Source organism: Acidovorax sp. NB1, assembly GCF_005405905.1.
In the GTDB taxonomy this organism is placed as follows: Bacteria; Pseudomonadota; Gammaproteobacteria; order Burkholderiales; family Burkholderiaceae_C; genus Acidovorax.
This window is the reverse complement of record NZ_BJHU01000029.1, coordinates 131,213-147,914: the sequence shown is the minus strand read 5'-3', so window position 1 is coordinate 147,914 and position 16,702 is coordinate 131,213. Positions and strand designations below refer to the sequence as shown.

14 protein-coding genes and 1 rRNA gene are annotated in these 16,702 nt (G+C 66.4%); 10 read left to right on the top strand and 5 right to left on the bottom strand.

Annotated features, from left to right (window positions below):
* Positions 1–6 precede the first annotated feature (6 nt).
* A 5S ribosomal RNA gene (gene rrf / locus AvAM_RS15110) occupies positions 7–119 on the top strand.
* A gap of 288 nt (positions 120–407) precedes the next feature.
* Here rrf and AvAM_RS15105 read toward each other — a convergent pair.
* Positions 408–1,493 (bottom strand): MBL fold metallo-hydrolase, encoded by a 1,086-nt coding sequence (locus AvAM_RS15105; protein WP_137747810.1) that lies wholly within the window; start codon positions 1,491–1,493, stop codon positions 408–410.
* A gap of 125 nt (positions 1,494–1,618) precedes the next feature.
* Here AvAM_RS15105 and AvAM_RS15100 point away from each other — a divergent pair, with 125 nt between their 5' ends.
* The 8 genes from AvAM_RS15100 (at position 1,619) to AvAM_RS15065 (ending at position 9,564) form a co-directional block, all read left to right on the top strand.
* On the top strand, positions 1,619–2,014 hold the full coding sequence (locus AvAM_RS15100; RefSeq protein ID WP_137747809.1) for a MerR family DNA-binding transcriptional regulator: 396 nt from the start codon (positions 1,619–1,621) through the stop codon (positions 2,012–2,014).
* A 42-nt stretch (positions 2,015–2,056) separates the two neighbouring features.
* On the top strand, positions 2,057–2,518 hold the full coding sequence (locus AvAM_RS15095) for a PaaI family thioesterase (protein WP_137747808.1): 462 nt from the start codon (positions 2,057–2,059) through the stop codon (positions 2,516–2,518).
* Positions 2,519–2,559: 41 nt separating this feature from the next.
* Entirely contained in the window at positions 2,560–3,750 is a 1,191-nt protein-coding gene (locus tag AvAM_RS15090) for an isovaleryl-CoA dehydrogenase (protein ID WP_137747807.1), read from the top strand.
* 53 nt (positions 3,751–3,803) lie between these two features.
* Positions 3,804–4,463, top strand: a complete 660-nt coding sequence (gene can, locus AvAM_RS15085; protein ID WP_137747806.1) for a carbonate dehydratase — start codon at positions 3,804–3,806, stop codon at positions 4,461–4,463.
* Between the two features lie 52 nt (positions 4,464–4,515).
* The gene (gene aceK, locus AvAM_RS15080) at positions 4,516–6,321 is read left to right on the top strand and encodes a bifunctional isocitrate dehydrogenase kinase/phosphatase (protein WP_137747805.1); all 1,806 of its coding nucleotides are present in this window, start codon (positions 4,516–4,518) and stop codon (positions 6,319–6,321) included.
* Between the two features lie 80 nt (positions 6,322–6,401).
* Positions 6,402–7,589, top strand: a complete 1,188-nt coding sequence (locus tag AvAM_RS15075; RefSeq protein WP_137747804.1) for an acetyl-CoA C-acyltransferase — start codon at positions 6,402–6,404, stop codon at positions 7,587–7,589.
* 130 nt (positions 7,590–7,719) lie between these two features.
* Positions 7,720–8,388 carry an SDR family oxidoreductase gene (locus AvAM_RS15070; protein ID WP_137747803.1) on the top strand — a complete coding sequence of 223 codons (669 nt, stop codon included), beginning with the start codon at positions 7,720–7,722 and terminating at the stop codon, positions 8,386–8,388.
* Between the two features lie 45 nt (positions 8,389–8,433).
* A complete protein-coding gene (locus AvAM_RS15065; protein WP_137747802.1) occupies positions 8,434–9,564 on the top strand; it encodes an acyl-CoA dehydrogenase family protein in 1,131 nt (376 codons plus the stop codon).
* 22 nt (positions 9,565–9,586) lie between these two features.
* Here AvAM_RS15065 and AvAM_RS15060 read toward each other — a convergent pair whose 3' ends face one another.
* The 4 genes from AvAM_RS15060 to AvAM_RS15045 form a co-directional block, all read right to left on the bottom strand.
* Positions 9,587–10,777 (bottom strand): M48 family metallopeptidase, encoded by a 1,191-nt coding sequence (locus AvAM_RS15060; RefSeq protein ID WP_137747801.1) that lies wholly within the window; start codon positions 10,775–10,777, stop codon positions 9,587–9,589.
* 92 nt (positions 10,778–10,869) lie between these two features.
* Positions 10,870–12,783: a hybrid sensor histidine kinase/response regulator gene (locus AvAM_RS15055; protein WP_137747800.1), complete on the bottom strand. Its 1,914-nt coding sequence runs from the start codon at positions 12,781–12,783 to the stop codon at positions 10,870–10,872.
* Positions 12,780–14,624, bottom strand: a complete 1,845-nt coding sequence (locus AvAM_RS15050; RefSeq protein WP_137747799.1) for a hybrid sensor histidine kinase/response regulator — start codon at positions 14,622–14,624, stop codon at positions 12,780–12,782. The genes AvAM_RS15055 and AvAM_RS15050 overlap by 4 nt, the downstream gene beginning before the upstream one ends.
* A gap of 82 nt (positions 14,625–14,706) precedes the next feature.
* Positions 14,707–15,369, bottom strand: a complete 663-nt coding sequence (locus AvAM_RS15045; RefSeq protein WP_137747798.1) for a response regulator transcription factor — start codon at positions 15,367–15,369, stop codon at positions 14,707–14,709.
* A 164-nt stretch (positions 15,370–15,533) separates the two neighbouring features.
* Here AvAM_RS15045 and AvAM_RS15040 point away from each other — a divergent pair, with 164 nt between their 5' ends.
* Positions 15,534–16,607: a hypothetical protein gene (locus AvAM_RS15040; protein WP_137747797.1), complete on the top strand. Its 1,074-nt coding sequence runs from the start codon at positions 15,534–15,536 to the stop codon at positions 16,605–16,607.
* Positions 16,608–16,702 lie beyond the last annotated feature (95 nt).

Sequence of the window (16,702 nt, the reverse complement as noted above, 5' to 3'; positions counted from 1 at the left end):
GTTATGCCTGATGACCATAGCAAGTTGGTACCACTCCTTCCCATCCCGAACAGGACAGTGAAACGACTTTGCGCCGATGATAGTGCGGGTTCCCGTGTGAAAGTAGGTCATCGTCAGGCTCTTACAGCCCAAACCGCCCTTCTGCTCTACCGAGTAGAAGGGCGTTTTGCTTTGGGGCGCTTGATTTGCGGATCACACACCTCCAGACCAAACCCAAACCACCTTCCAGCTTCGCAGTCCTCTGCTCTCGCTGAATACCTGCAACCACTCCCCATCGCCGAGCGCATTCCAATCCTCTTCGGTTGGTCGCAGGTTCTGTCACCGCAGCGCTATCGAATATCTGCGCAGCAAAACTTGTGCGAGAAGAGCGCTGTCAGCTGATTTTCATTGCACCACCATGCAGGGTCCTATTGCGATGAACACGGTGCGAGCTGAAACCGGTGAACCCCGCCAGCGTCCAGAACCCGCTGCAGCTGACCATCTAACCACAGCCAATGCAAATGGGCCAAAGCCTCACCCATGGCGAAGGTCATCTGGTGGGCGTCGAGCTTGCGCTTGAACATGATCGGCAGTACGTCGAAGGCTGAAAGCGAGCCCTGTTGAGCTGCCGCAAGGATCTCATCAAGTCTGTCGCGGTGGTGGTCTTGCAGTTGGTGAATGCGCTCGTGCAAGCCCTGAAAAGGCTTTCCGTGGGAGGGAAGCACCAGCGTGTCGGGTGGCAGTACCAGGTAGCGCAGCAGGGACGTCAGAAAAAGCCGCAGTGGATTCGACTCTGGCTCGGATGCATGAACGCTGACATTGGTGGAAATGCGTGGCAACACCATGTCGCCGCTGAGAAGTGCTGACAGCTCCTCGCTGTAAAGCGCTATGTGCTCGGGGGCATGCCCGTAGCCACTGATGCACTGCCATCTGCGCCCGCCGATCTCAATGGTGTCGCCATCCATGAGTCTGCGAAAACGGGGCGGCAGTGCGGGCACGAGGGTCGGGAAATACGAGGCGCGCCCCCGCACATGCTGAAGGAATGCTTCATCCTGCATCCCATGCAGCATGTAAAAGTCAGCACCCGCTTCGCCGCCGAAGCCATTGCGGTCGTACACAGCGGTTCTGGCGACTTGGTAGTCGGTTGCGCTGATCCAGAGGTGCACGTTCCAGCGCTCGCACAGCCAATGGGCCAAACCGATGTGGTCCGGGTGCATATGGGTGACGATCACCCGCAGGATGGGCAGTCCCTCCAGGCTGCTGGCGAACACCTGCTCCCACTGCGCCCGGGTGCCAGGGCTGTCGATGCAGCAGTCCACCACCGCCCAGCCTTCCACCATGGTGCCGCCCACATCGGGTTGCCTGTCCCTCAGCAGCCACAGATTGATATGGTCGAGGGCAAAAGGCAGCCCCATGCGGATCCACTTCACGCCAGGTGCGACCTCAATGGCGCTGCCTTCGGGGGGAAGTGCATCACCGAGTGGATAGTGGATCTGGTGTTCGAGTGGGTTCATGGCAATGGTCGTATGCGTTAGCATTGACGTTAACGTAAACGTCATGCATTCGATGCATTGTAGGGATCGATGGCCCGTGGGCTGTCTCCTGCGCGAATCCGCTCTGTATGCATACAGCCCACACCATGGCCAACACCTACACCATCAGCGACCTTGCCAAAGAGTTTGACCTCACCACCCGGGCCATTCGTTTCTATGAAGACATGGGCTTGTTGCAGCCCGAGCGCACGGGGGCTGCGGGTCGCAACCGCGTCTACAGCGCGCGGGACCGCACCCGCCTGCGCCTGACCTTGCGCGCCAAGCGTCTCGGGCTGTCGCTGACCGAGGCCAAGGAGATCATTGACCTGTACGACAGTCCCCGTGATACCGGCGTGCAATTGCGCAAGTTCCTCGATGTGCTGGTGGTGCACCGCAAGCAGCTGGAGGAGCAAATGGCCGACCTGCGGGCCAATCTGGAGGAGGTCCAGGAGCATGAAGAAGAGGCGCGTGCACTGCTGCGCAAGGTGGAAATAGAAAAATGATCCATAATTGACGTTTACGTAAACGTAAATCAGGAGACCGTCGTGACAACGACCCCTTTCGAGCCCCGCTGTGACCATTACGCAGACCGTGTGAAGGGCAGCTTTGCACGCCAAGGGGCGATGCAGACCCTGGGGGCCCGCTTGGGCTTGCTGGAGCCCGGTGCTGTAGACATTGAGCTGTCCTGGGCGGCAGCGTTGACCCAACAGCACGGTTTCCTGCATGCCGGCATGGTTGCCACGGCGCTGGATTCCGCCTGTGGCTATGCGGGCTTCACCCTGATGGCAGAGGACGCCGCCGTTCTCACCATCGAATTCAAGATCAACCTGCTGGCCCCGGCAAAGGGCGAGCGGTTCCGCATGGAAGGGCGGGTGCTGAAGCCCGGCCGCACCATCACCGTCTGCGAGGGCCGAGCCTTCGCCATTGACGGCAACCAAGAAAAGCTGGTCGCCACCATGGGGTGCACCCTCATGGCAGTCACCGGACGCGACAGCATCCAGGGCTGAGCCCTGCCCATTTCCCCACCTTCTACGAGGAGACAAACCCCATGAGCATTCCTGCCAACCTGCCCGGCCTCAACTTTCAGCTGGGCGAAGACATCGACGCTCTGCGCGACGCTGTGCGCGACTTCGCGCAGGCTGAAATCGCCCCCCGCGCGGCCGAGATTGACAAGAGCGACCAGTTCCCCATGGACCTATGGCGCAAGATGGGCGACCTGGGCGTGCTGGGTATCACGGTGCCCGAGCAGTATGGCGGCGCCGCCATGGGCTACCTGGCGCACATGGTCGCCATGGAGGAAATCTCGCGCGCCAGCGCCTCGGTGGGCCTGTCCTACGGCGCGCACAGCAATCTGTGCGTGAACCAGATCAACCGCAACGGCAACGAGGCGCAAAAGGCCAAGTACCTGCCCAAGCTCATCAGCGGCGAACATGTGGGGGCGCTGGCCATGAGCGAACCCGGCGCAGGCTCCGACGTGATCAGCATGAAGCTGAAGGCCGAGGACAAAGGCGGCTACTACCTGCTCAACGGCAGCAAGATGTGGATCACCAACGGCCCAGACGCCGACACACTGGTGGTCTACGCCAAGACCGAACCTGAACTGGGCGCGCGTGGTGTCACGGCTTTCCTGATCGAAAAGGGCATGAAGGGCTTCTCGATTGCGCAAAAGCTCGACAAGCTGGGCATGCGTGGCAGCCACACGGGCGAGCTGGTGTTCCAGGACGTTGAAGTGCCTGCAGCAAATGTGCTGGGTGGCGTGAACCAGGGCGCCAAGGTGCTGATGAGTGGCCTGGACTACGAACGCGCGGTTCTGACCGGCGGCCCCCTGGGCATCATGCAGTCGGTGATGGACAACGTGATCCCTTACATTCACGACCGCAAGCAGTTCGGCCAGAGCATTGGCGAATTCCAGCTCATCCAAGGCAAGGTGGCCGACATGTACACCGTGCTGCAGGCGGGGCGCTCGTTTGCCTACACCGTGGCCAAGAACCTCGACATGCTCGGGACCGACCATGTGCGCCAGGTCCGCAAGGACTGCGCCAGCGTCATCCTCTGGTGTGCCGAAAAGGCCACCTGGATGGCGGGCGAAGGCGTGCAGATCTATGGTGGCAACGGCTACATCAACGAGTACCCGTTGGGCCGCCTCTGGCGCGATGCCAAGCTGTACGAGATTGGTGCTGGCACCAGCGAGATCCGCCGCATGCTGATCGGCCGCGAGCTGTTTGCTGAAACCTGCTGACCTGCGGGCGCTTGCCCCGGGCCGATCCACCGTTTGAAAGAGCCAGACCCACCATGCCCACATCCATCGAAGACCTGTTTGTCCACAACCGTGCCTGGGCGGCGCAGATGGAACGCGAGCGCCCTGGTTTCTTCACCGGCCTGCTGGCACAGCAGAAGCCCAAGTACATGTGGATCGGCTGCTCCGACAGCCGCGTGCCTGCCAACCAGATCACCGGCCTGGAGCCCGGCGAGGTGTTCGTGCACCGCAACGTGGCCAACGTGGTGGTGCCTACCGACCTGAACTGCCTGTCCACCATCCAGTACGCGGTGGACCAGTTGCGCGTCGAACACCTCATGGTGGTGGGCCATTACGGCTGTGGTGGCGTGCTGGCGGCGCTGGAGGGCATGCGTGTCGGTCTGGCCGACAACTGGATCCGCCATGTGTCGGATGTGCGCGATCGCCACCGCGACCTGATTGCGTCCATTGAACCCCAATGGCGCCATGACGTGCTGTGCGAGCTGAACGCCATCGAGCAGGTGGTGAACGTGGCGCAGAGCACCGTGATGCTCGACGCCTGGGGCCGGGGCCAGAAGGTCACGCTGCACGGCTGGTGCTATGGCCTGAAAGACGGGCTCATCAACAACCTGCACATGACGGTGGACAGCACCGAGGGGCTGGAGTCGCTCTACAAGGCGGCCATTGCCGGTGTGGCTGCCGTCAAGCGGCAGTAAGCCAGCAAGCACGCAACCGCAGCCCGCGCAGCGCAACGGCCCCAAGCCCGCCATGTTCCCGCAACGCCTCGATGCCCCCCAGGCCTACGGCATTGCCAAGGCCATGATGGATGGCTTCAACCGCCACTACCGGCTGTTCCGCACCGAGTCCGCGCGGGCCAAGCACCGCTTTGAAACCGCCGACTGGCATGGCCAGCAGCGGGCGCAGCGTGAGCGCATCGAGTTCTACGACCTGCGGGTGAAGGAATGCGTGCGCCGCCTGGAGAAAGAGTTCGAGGCAGGGGCGCAGCCCATGGACGTGTGGCACCAGGTCAAGCTGCATTACATCGGCTTGCTGGTGAACCACCACCAGCCCGAGCTGGCCGAGACCTTCTTCAACTCGGTCACCACCAAGATCCTGCACCGCACGCATTTCCACAACGACTTCATCTTTGTGCGGCCTGCGGTCAGCACCGAATACATCGAGAACGACGAGCCCGCCGCGCGGCCCACCTACCGCGCCTACTACCCCACACGCGAGACGCTGGGCGACACCTTTCAGAGCATCGTCGAGAACTTCCAGCTCCAGCGCGAGTTCGCCGACCTGGCGCGCGACACCGCATGCGTGGTGGCCGCCATGCGCAGCCGCCTGGACAAGGTCAAGCTGCGCACCAACTTCCAGATCCAGGTGCTCACCAGCCTGTTCTTTCGCAACAAGGGTGCCTACGTGGTGGGCAAGATCATCAACGGCTTCAACGAGGTGCCGTTTGCGCTGCCCATCCTGCACGACGACAGCGGCAGGCTCTATATCGACGCCGCCCTGTTTGGCGAGGACGACATGCAGATGCTGTTCAGCTTTGCCCGCGCCTACTTCATGGTGGACATGGAGGTGCCCAGCGCCTACGTGCAGTTCTTGCGCAGCCTCATGCCGCGCAAGCCGCGCGCCGAGATCTACAACGCCTTGGGCCTGGCCAAGCAAGGCAAGACACTGTTCTACCGCGACTTTCTCTACCACCTGAAGCACTCCAGCGACCATTTCCGCATCGCGCCGGGTATCAAGGGCATGGTGATGCTGGTGTTCGACCTGCCGAGCTTTCCGTTCGTGTTCAAGCTCATCAAGGACCACTTTCCGCACCAGAAGGAAACCACGCGCGAGCAGATCAAGGCCAAGTACCTGCTGGTCAAGCAGCACGACCGTGTGGGCCGCATGGCCGACACGCTGGAGTACAGCGAGGTTGCCTTTCCGCGCGACCGGTTCGATGACGCGCTGATTGCCGAGATCGAGAAGTTCGCGCCCAGCCAGCTCGAAATCAGCGACCGCGACGGTGACGGCCAGACCGAGGTGATCATCAAGCACTTGTACATCGAGCGGCGCATGATCCCGCTCAACATCTACCTGCAGGAGGCCTTCGACACTGGCCTGTCCGACCCACGCGCGCGCCAGCAGATGGAGCACAGCGTCATCGAATACGGCAACGCCATCAAAGACCTCGTGGCCGCCAACATCTTCCCTGGCGACATGCTCTGGAAGAACTTCGGCGTCACGCGCAACGGCAAGGTCGTTTTCTACGACTACGACGAGATCGAATACCTCACCGACTGCAACTTCCGCCGCGTGCCCACGCCGCGCAACGAAGAAGAAGAGATGAGCGGCGAGATCTGGTACAGCGTGGGCCCGCGTGATGTGTTCCCCGAAACCTTTGGCCCCTTCCTGCTCGGCAACGACGCGGTGCGGGAGGTGTTCATGCAGCACCACGCCGATTTGCTCGACGCCGCGTTCTGGCAGTCGCACAAGGAGCGCATCCAGGCAGGCCACATGTTCGATGTGTTCCCTTACGACACGGAACGGCGCTTTGCGCACGGTGCTGCGGCAGGCTGACCGCTCGCCAAGCCCCGGTTTTCACCTCCCACTTTCCCTCAGAACACCTTTCCTCTGACCCTTACCCAGGAGACCTTCCCATGTCCATCCAAGACCCCATCGTCATCGTCGGCGCCGCACGCACCCCTATGGGCTCGCTGCAGGGCGACTTCTCCAGCCTGGCCGCACACGACCTGGGCGGTGCTGCCATCAAGGCCGCCATCGAACGCGCCGGTGTGTCGCCCGACGCCGTGGGCGAAGTGCTGTTTGGCAACTGCCTGATGGCCGGGCAGGGCCAGGCGCCTGCACGCCAGGCGGCGTTCAAGGGAGGCCTGCCCAAGGGTGCAGGGGCCGTCACGCTCAGCAAGATGTGCGGCTCCGGCATGAAGGCCGCGATGATGGCGCACGACATGCTGCTGGCGGGCACGCACGATGTGATGGTGGCGGGCGGCATGGAGAGCATGACCAACGCCCCCTACCTGCTGCAAAAAGGCCGTGGCGGCTACCGCCTGGGCCACGACCGCATCTTTGACCACATGATGCTCGACGGCCTGGAAGACGCCTACGAAGCCGGCCGCAGCATGGGCACCTTTGGTGAAGACTGCGCTGCCAAATACAGCTTCACGCGCGAACAGCAGGACGCGTTTGCCACCGCCAGCGTGCAGCGCGCCAAGGCGGCCACCGAGTCCGGCGCGTTCGCGGCCGAGATCGTGCCCGTCACTGTCAAGACCCGCGCGGGCGAGACCGTGGTCTCCGTGGACGAAGGCCCCGGCAAGGTCAAGCTCGAAAAGATCGCCACCTTGAAGCCCGCGTTCAAGAAGGACGGCACCATCACCGCCGCCTCCAGCTCCAGCATCAACGACGGCGCCGCCGCGCTGGTGATGATGCGCGAGTCCACCGCCAAGAAGCTGGGTGCCAAGCCCCTGGCCCGCATCGTGAGCCACGCCACCCACGCGCAAGAGCCCGAATGGTTTGCCACCGCCCCGCTGGGCGCCACGCAGAAGGCGCTGGCCAAGGCCGGCTGGCAAGTGGGCGACGTGCAGTTGTGGGAGATCAACGAAGCCTTTGCCGTGGTGCCCATGGCGCTGATGAAGGAACTGGATCTGTCCCACGACAAGGTCAACGTGAACGGCGGCGCCTGCGCGCTGGGCCACCCCATCGGCGCCAGCGGCGCGCGCATCATGGTCACGCTGATCCATGCGCTCAAGGCACGTGGCCTGACCAAGGGCCTGGCCACGCTGTGCATCGGCGGTGGCGAGGCCACGGCTGTGGCGCTGGAGCTGGTGTAACCGGTGTGATGGCAGCACCCGGCGCTGTCGGGTGCTGCGGAGGGCAAATCAGTGCAACACTGGTTTGCTCATGTTTTTATAGCTGCTTTCGCATGATGGACGCGCGGGAGAGGCCAATTTTGTTCAAAAAATGAACTCCATACTCGTCATCGGCGCATCGCGGGGCATTGGCCTGGAACTGGTGCGCCAGTACACCGAGGCGGGCCGCCGCGTGATCGCCACTGTGCGCGACGAGGCGGGCCGCGAGCGGGTGCTGGCCCTGGGCGCCGAGGCGCTGACGGTGGACGTGGCCAACCCCGCCAGCGTGAGTGGCCTGGCCTGGCAGCTCGACGGCGAGAAGATCGACATCGCCTGGTATGTGGCCGGGGTGATCCGCCGACCGAATGCCCTCACGCCGCCCACGCAGCAGGATTTCGACGCCGTCATGCACACCAATGTGCTGGGCGCGATGCAGGCCCTTCCGCAGGTGGCGCCGCTGGTGGCCGAGGCGGGCGGGGTGTTTGCGTTCATCTCGTCGTCCATGTCGCAGATCGGCAGCGTGCCGAACAGCGGCTCCTGGCTGTACCGCACCAGCAAGGCCGCGCTCAACATGGCTGTGGCCGCCGCCCAGCACGACTACCCCGGCGCCACCCTGGTCACCATCGACCCCGGCTGGGTGCAGACCGACATGGGCGGCGACAGCGCCCCGCTCACGGTGGAAGACAGCGTGCGGGGCCTGCGCAGCACGGTGGCAGGCCTGACCCCCGCCGACAAGGGCCGCCTGCTGCACCACGACGGCCGCCGTGCTGCGCACTGGTAATTCATCTTTTGACGACGAACAACGAATGACTTTCGGAGACACCCCATGCTGCTGACCCAAGACCAGGAAATGATCCGCGACGCGGTGCGCGACTTTGCACAGACCGAACTGTGGCCGCACGCCGCGCGCTGGGACAAGGAGCACCACTTCCCCAAGGAGGCCCACCAGGGCCTCGCCGCGCTGGGCGCCTACGGCATCTGCGTGCCCGAAGAGTTCGGCGGTGCCAACTTGGACTACCTCACGCTTGCGCTGGTGCTCGAAGAGATCGCTGCCGGTGACGGCGGCACCAGCACCGCCATCAGCGTGACCAACTGCCCGGTCAACGCCATCCTCATGCGCTACGGCAACGCGCAGCAAAAGCGTGACTGGCTCACGCCGCTGGCGCGTGGCGAGATGCTGGGCGCTTTCTGCCTGACCGAGCCGCATGTGGGCTCCGACGCCTCCGCACTGCGCACCACGGCGGTCAAGCAGGGCGATGAATACGTGATCAACGGCGTCAAGCAGTTCATCACCAGCGGCAAAAACGGCCATGTGGCCATCGTGATCGCCGTCACCGACAAGGGCGCGGGCAAGAAGGGCATGAGTGCCTTCCTGGTGCCCACCAGCGCGCCGGGCTATGTGGTGGCGCGGCTCGAAGACAAGTTGGGCCAGCACAGCAGCGACACGGCGCAGATCAACTTCGACAACTGTCGCATCCCGGCCGAGAACCTGATTGGTGCCGAAGGCGAGGGCTACAAGATTGCCCTGGGCGCGCTCGAAGGCGGCCGCATCGGCATCGCCGCCCAAAGCGTGGGCATGGCGCGCAGCGCGTTTGATGCGGCGCTCGCGTATTCGAAAGAGCGCGAGAGCTTTGGCACCGCCATCTTCAACCACCAGGCCGTGGGATTTCGCCTGGCCGACTGCGCCACGCAGATTGAGGCCGCGCGCCAGCTCATCTGGCATGCCGCCGCGCTGCGCGATGCGGGCAAGCCCTGTCTGAAGGAAGCCGCCATGGCCAAGCTGTTTGCCAGCGAGATGGCCGAGCGCGTGTGCAGCGCTGCCATCCAGACGCTGGGTGGCTACGGCGTGGTGAACGACTTCCCGGTGGAGCGCATCTACCGCGACGTGCGCGTGTGCCAGATTTATGAAGGCACGAGCGACGTGCAGAAAATCATCATCCAGCGCGCGCTGGCCTGAGACCGCGAAAACGCTCTGAGCCTCAACCCCGCATGCGCAGCTCGCGCTCCAGCATGGCCAGCCGCTCGGGCTCGGCGTGGTGGCGGGACACGGGGTAGACCCCTGCAAAAGCCTCGCGTGCCGCCTCGGGGCGGCCGCTCCAGGCCAGGGCCAGTGCGTAATCGCAGGTGCACACCGCCAGTGACGGCCAGGCGCCCGGTGCCTTGGGCACCAGCGTGAGGAACTGCGCGCAGGCCTGGCCCAGGTGGCGGGCCGCCTCGCTGGCCAGGGCTGGGTCGCGCAGCGCAATCAGACCCCGCACCCAGTCGATGAAGGCCTGGCCATGGGGCGGCAGCAGCTCGATCGGGGTGGCGTCCAGCAGGCGCTGTGCTTCGTCGGTGTGGCCCGCCCGGGCTTCGCCCAGTGCCAGGTCCAGCTGCAGGATGGGCTCGGCGGGGCGCAGTGCAATCAGCTCGCGCAGGCGTGTGGTGAAGCCCGCGTGGTCACCCGCCGCCAGGGGCAGGGTGTAGGTGCGTGCCAGAAAGTCGGTGTCGTCGGGTGGGCGCATGGGGTGCACACGCAGCCGCAGTATGGCGGCGTCCACGCCCTCGGTGCGGGCCTCAAACCAGGCCATGCGCACGGCCGCGTCCCAGGCGGGCTCGCGCATGAAGCTGTGGCGCTCGGCGGCGTCGGCCAGGCGCTCGGCCAGCACCTGAAGGCGCGGCAGGTCGCCCGTGGCATGGGCCAGCAGGGCCTGCTGGTACATGCGCTGGAACCGGTGCATGTAGGCAAACCAGGCAAAGGGGATCAGCATGGACACCACCAGAATCCCTTGCACCCACACACTCCATTCGCGCCACACGGCCAGTGCTAGCAGCGCGGCGCAGACCAGCAGCCAGGTGCGGTTGTTGCGCAGCAGCTGGCGCAGCAGGGTCCACACGCCCGGGTTCTCCTGGGCCTCGATCTGGTCGCGCGCCAGCTGGCGCAGCGCCTTCACATCCATGGGGCCCAGCACCTCGTCGGTCATCTCGGTCATGGCGCGGGCATACAGCCCCGAGGTGTGCAGCCGCACCTGGCTCAGTGGGGGCTGCAGTGCATTCACAGCCTGCAGCGCCTCTTCGGCCGTGGTGGCGTGGACAAAACCCTCGGTGGGCTGGCCGTTGGCATCCTGGGCTTGGTACAGCCAGCGGGGCTTGCCGCTGGTAGAGGGGCTGGTCGGATCTTGCTGCTTCAATCTGTGGCTCCGTGGGCGGCTGCATGGCTCTTGTAGCCGCGCACTATGCCGGGTTGGGGGGCACGCCAGTTTGCCGCCCGGATGGCCGGGCCTCAGCGCTGGACCATCGGTACCTCTGAATCCAGCCAGCGCGTGAGCAAGGTGTGCAGTTCGCCCACATCAACGGGCTTCCTCAGCACCACATAGCCCTCGGCCTCGGCCTCCTGCAAGGCCGGGGCGTCGAATTCGCCGCTCACCATGGCGCCGCGCGCGCCAGGGTGGCGGGCCAGCAGCGTGCGCAGCACGTCAAAGCCACTTTCGCCCGTGCGCAGGCGCTGGTCGCACAGCACCACGTCCGGGGCCGGGCCGCTGGCTGCGGCGGCCAGCGCTTCTTGCGCATTGGCCGCCAGGCGCACCTGCAGCCCCCAGCTGCGCAGCAGGTTGCGCCAGGCCTGCTGCACCTGCGGGTCATCGTCCAGCACCAGGCAGGTGCCGCGCAGGGTGGGCAGGGGTGGTGGGGCTGTGGTGCTGGCACCTTCTGTGCCCCGACCCGCGTGGGGGGCATGGGCTGCGGGGGGCAACACGGCGGCCGTGGCCGCCAGTTGCAGCCAGAAGCACGACCCCCGCCCCAGCCGCGAGCGCAGGCCATGTTCGGCCGCCATCAGCTCGGCGCAGCGGGCCACCACGGCCAGCCCCAGGCCGTGGCCTGCATCGGCCTGCAGGGTGCTGCGCTGCAGGCGTTCATAGGGCTGGTAGATGCGCTGGTGGTCCTGCTCGGCCACGCCCACGCCGGTGTCCCACACGGCAATGCGCCACTGCGCGCCGCGTCGGCGTGCGGCCAGCAGCACACCGCCGTGGCGGGTGTAGCGCAGCGCGTTGTGCACCAGGTTGATCACGCACTGGCGCAGCAGCACGGGGTCGGCCAGGACGGTGGCATCTTCAGGTGGCAGGTGCTCGCGCAGCACCAGGCCCAGGTCGCGCGCTTCGGCTCGGAACAGCAGGGCCACGTCGTGCAATAGCGGGCGCAAGGCCACAGGCTGGCGCCGCGCCTGCAGGGTGCCGCTTTCGATGCGCGAGAGGTCCAGCAGGGCGTTGAACATCAGGCTCACCGAGCGCAGGCTGCGGCGCATGTCGTCCAGCGCGGGCAGCAGGGTGGCGTCGTGGTTGCGCCGCGCCAGCGCCTCGATCTGGAAGCCCATGGCGTGGATGGGCTGGCGCAGATCGTGGCTGGCGGTGCTGAGAAAGAGGTTCTTGGCACGCAGCGCCTGCTTGGCCTCGGCGTGGGCCTGCTGCGCCTCCTGGGCAAGGCGCAGGCTTTCCTCTTCAAGCCGCACCTGCTGCAGGAAGAAATTGTGTGCCACCACGGCATGCCGGTACAGCGCCGCCATGAGCAGCAGCGACATGGGAATGATGAAGCGCCAGGGCGATGCGGGCGGCCCGTCTGGCATGGCCGGGTTGCCGAACAGGTTGGGCCATTGAGAGAGCGACAGCGGCACCAGCACCGAGACCACGCCCCAGCCAAAGCCATAGAAGCGCAAGAATGTGCCCAGCGACGGCAGCTGGAAGGTGGCTGTGCCCACAATCACCACCGCCAGGCTCACGTGCAGCAACAGCACAAAGTCGAAGCTGGCGCGCCCCGGGGTCAGCACCACGATGGCGCCCAGCGAAGCCAGGCCCAGCGCCTGCCCCCAGCTCGTGGCGCGCACCCGGGGCCGCCAGCGCCGCAGCCACGCGGCGTCGTCGGGGGGCGCTGTGCCGCTGCGGCTGGCCCGCAACTGGCGCGACTGCACAAACACGGCCATCGCCGCCAGCGTGTACAGCACCGTCCAGGCCAGCATGCCCAGGGGGTTGCGGCCCAGCCCCTGGAACCACATCGTGAACAGCACCCCCAGCAGCGGCATAGCAAAAATGCCCTGGGCCAGGCGCTGGTGGGTCAGCTCCAGCATGCGCACCTGGCCGCGCTCGGCCAGGTCGCCGGTGTCCAGTGGGCGGGGGAACCACCGCCGCCACAGTGCCAGCACCCTCATGGCTGGGGCTCCTCCGTGGCGGCAGCCGCATCGGCCGGCGCCGCCAGCCAGCGGCTGAGCAGCGCCTGCAGGTCGGCCACTTCCACAGGTTTTTTCAGCACCAGGTAGCCCTCGTCTTCGGCGCGGCGCAAGGCCGGGGCGTCGAACTCGCCACTCACCATGGCCCCCCGCGCCTGCGGGCAACGCGCCAGCAGGGCCAGCAGCACGTCAAACCCGCTTTCGCCCGAGCGCAGCCGCTGGTCGCACAGCACCACATCGATGGCCTGACCGGCATCGACATGTGCCAACGCCTGCCGGGCATCGGACGCCAGGCTCACTTGCAGTCCCCAGCTGCCCAGCAGGGCCGACCAGGCGCCCAGCACATGCGGGTCGTCGTCCAGGATCAGGCAGCGGCCTCGCAGCGGCCGAGCGGTTGGGCTGCGGGGGCTGGTCGGGCAGGGGCCCGGGGCGGCTGCGGGCAGCTGCAGCCAGAAGCAGGAGCCCGCGCCCAGGCGCGACTGCAGGCCATGCTGCGCGCCCATCAGGTCCACGCAGCGTGCCACCACGGCCAACCCCAGCCCATGGCCTTCGCGGTTGATGTGCCAGGCATGCTGGGGGCGGTAGAACGGCTGGTAGATGCGGGCGCGGTCTTCCAGTGCCACGCCCAGGCCGGTGTCCCATACCTCGATGCGCCAATGGCCCTGCCGCCGTCGCGCCCCGATGAGCACGCCGCCCTGCAGCGTGTAGCGCAGCGCGTTGTGCACCAGGTTGGACAGCGACTGGCGCAGCAGCGCGGCATCCGCCTGCACGGCAGCGCCCGCTGGCGGCATGTGCAGCCGCAGGCGCAGCCCGCGCGAGCGGGCCTCGGCCAGGAACTGGATCTCCAGTTCTTTGAAAAACGGGCGCAGCAGCAGCGGCTCGGGCCGCATGGCCAGCTGGCCAGACTCGATCTTGGACAGGTCGAGCAGTGAGTTGAACATCAGCTGCACCGACTGCAGGTTCAGCCGCAGGTCGGACAGGGGGGCGGCCAGGGCTGCATCGCGGTTGCGCAGCGCAATGGCCTCGGTGAGCAGGCCCATGGCGTGCACGGGCTGGCGCAGGTCGTGCGCCGCAGTGCTCAAAAAGCGGTTTTTCTCGGCCAGCGCAGCCTCGGCCGCGTCACGTGCCTCGCGGTACTGGGCCGACAGCTGCTGGCCGCGTTCTTCCAGCCAGACCTGGTGCACAAAAAACCGGTGCGCCGTGTGCGAGTGCCGGTACATGGTGAAGGTGTGCAGCAGCGACAGCGGGAGGATGAAATACCAGTGGTTCGGAAACAGCCAGGGCTGGGCCAGCAGCGAGGCGTTCCACCCGGTCATGAAAAACCGCATGAACACGCTCAGCACCGGCGTCTGGTGCGTGGCATTGCCCGCAAGGATGGCCGCGTTGGTCACCAGCAGCAACAGCGCAAAGTCGTAGCTGGCATGGCCTGCCACGATGACCACCGGGGCCGTGGTGCCCGCGCCGTGGACCAGGGCGCACAACTCCAGCCGGGGGCGCCAGCGGCGCATGAGGTCGGCCGGGGCGAGCCCTGCCTGGTCCCCCCGGAAGGCCCTGCGCAAGGCCAGCGACGTGGCGGCAAACACCACATAAAAGCCAAACCACCCCCACATCCAGTGGGCGTCATGCTGCAGCCGGTAGAACAGCGTGAGCGCCAGCGCCACCAGGGGCAGCACCATGATGCTGGTGTGCAGGCGCTGGTAGGTCATCTCCAGCAGCCGGGCCTGGCCCGCCATGCTCACGGTCTGCAGCGACGCCTGCGCACGCTCCTGGGCCGGGGGGCGCGGGGCCCGGGCGGGCGCGGCAGAGGCGGGAGCCTGCTCCATCAGCGCCCCGGCGTTGTGAACAGCGTGAACCGCGCGAACCGTGCGATGCGTGCCACCGGTGTGAAAGCGCTCCCGGCCCGCATCACAGCTCGCCCATGGATGGCAGCACCAGCCGCCGCCCACGCAGCCGCGTGATGGCCTCCACCCGCGTGCGGGCACCCAGGCGCAGAAGGATGGCGCTCATGTGCTCCTTGACCGTGCTCTCCGACAGGTCGTACTGCAGTGCAATGCGCTTGTTGGGCAGCCCCTGCAGCACCAGCGCCAGGATCTCGCCCTGGCGCATTGACAGGCCCAGTTCCGTCGGCGTCACGGGCAGGTCGCGGCTGCGCGGGGGCTGGCCGCCGTGGCTGGGGGGCTCAAACCAGGCCAGGCCACACAGCAGCGCCTCCACCGCCAGGGCAAAGGTTTCGGGCGGGGCCTGCTTGTGGATGAAGCCATGGGCGCCCGCCTTGCGCACGCGTTCCATCACGGCCGGGTCGTCATCGCCGCTGATGACGGCCAGCGCGCTGCCCGGGCAGTGCTGGCGCAGTTGGGCAATCAGGTCCAGCGCGGCCCCTTCGGCCAGCCAGAAGTCGATGAGTGCGATGGCGGGTGCGCCGCGCTCGGCCACCAGGGGCAGCACGTCTTCGGTGCGGCCAGCCACGGCCACTTCCATCTGGGGCAGGCGCGAGCGCAGGAACTCGGCCACACCACGCGCTACCAGCGGGTGGTCGTCCAGGATGAGGGCGTAGGGGGAGGGGGGCATGGCCAGGCTGACAAAGGTGGGGTGTACAGGGCTGAGCGAGGGCAAATTTTGCCAAGTGTGGCCCAGCCGGGGTGGCGCGCAAACCCTACCTCGGTAGGGTTTCACGCGGCGTGCTGCGCTGCACAGAATCCGCCCTCCTTTCACGACCCTGGAGGTTTCTGCCCATGGCTTCAACCCGCGCACAGCGCATTTGGCACCCCGCACGGCCCGCATTCCGCTGGGCCCCCCTTGGCCTGGCCGCAGCGATGCTGGCGGCATGTGGCGGTGGCGACGATGACAACAACGGCAGCACGCCCCCGCCGGCCGTGGGGGTGTTCACGGTGGGTGGCGCCGTGGCAGGCCTTGGTGCGGGCAAGACCGTGACCCTGCAGAACCTGGGCACCGACGACCTCACGGTCAGCACCAACGGCAACTTTGTGTTCAACACCCGCATGGACCGGGGCGTGGCCTATGCCGTCACCGTCAAGGCGCAACCCGCAGGCCAGCGCTGCACCGTGGCCCAGGGCACGGGCACCGCGACGGCAGACGTGAGCAACGTGCAGGTGCGCTGCGAGAACCTGGCCGCCGCCACCTTCACCGTGGGCGGCACGGTCACGGGCCTGACCGGCAGCGGCCTGGTGCTGCAGAACAACGGGCGCGACGATCTTGGTGTGGCGGCCAATGGCGGCTTTAGTTTTGCCACGGCGCTGGCGGGTGGCGCTGCCTATGCGGTCACCGTGAAGACCCTGCCCAGCGGGCAGGGCTGCACCGTGGCCAACGGCACGGGCACCGTGGGCTCGGCCCATGTGACCACGGTGGAGGTGCGCTGTGCCACCGCAGCTGCAGCCCTGCCCGAGGGCGACTGGAAGCAGGAGCAGTGCTCGCCCTCGGGGCCTGGCCGGTGGACCCGCCTGCTGTGGCGCATCAACCGGCAGAACGATACCCGTGCGACGGTCACCCTGGGCGGCGTGACCTATGCCGACGCGAGCTGCTCGGGTGCAGGCACGGTGACGGCCGCGCAGCCTGGGGCGGGCGGCAGCTTCACCTTTGACCGCGCCGAGGCGACGGCCTCTGCCGCTGCCTTCTGGGGCAGCTGGGCCCAGGTGACGGGGCTGACCTCACGCACCGTGTGGGCGCGCAAAGGGCCTTACCTGTGCCTGCTGGGGGACTCGACACCCACGGTGTTCCCGACGGTGGCCAGCGTCGAGAGCTACATGAACACGCTGATCCCCAACAAGATCTGCTACACGCAGAACTGATGGCTTCGGCGCTTCGGCGCCGTGCATAAAAAGGCCGCCATCGCAGCGTGCGATGGCGGCCTTTTCAACGGGCGTTTTGTGCGCCCGTCGGTGGC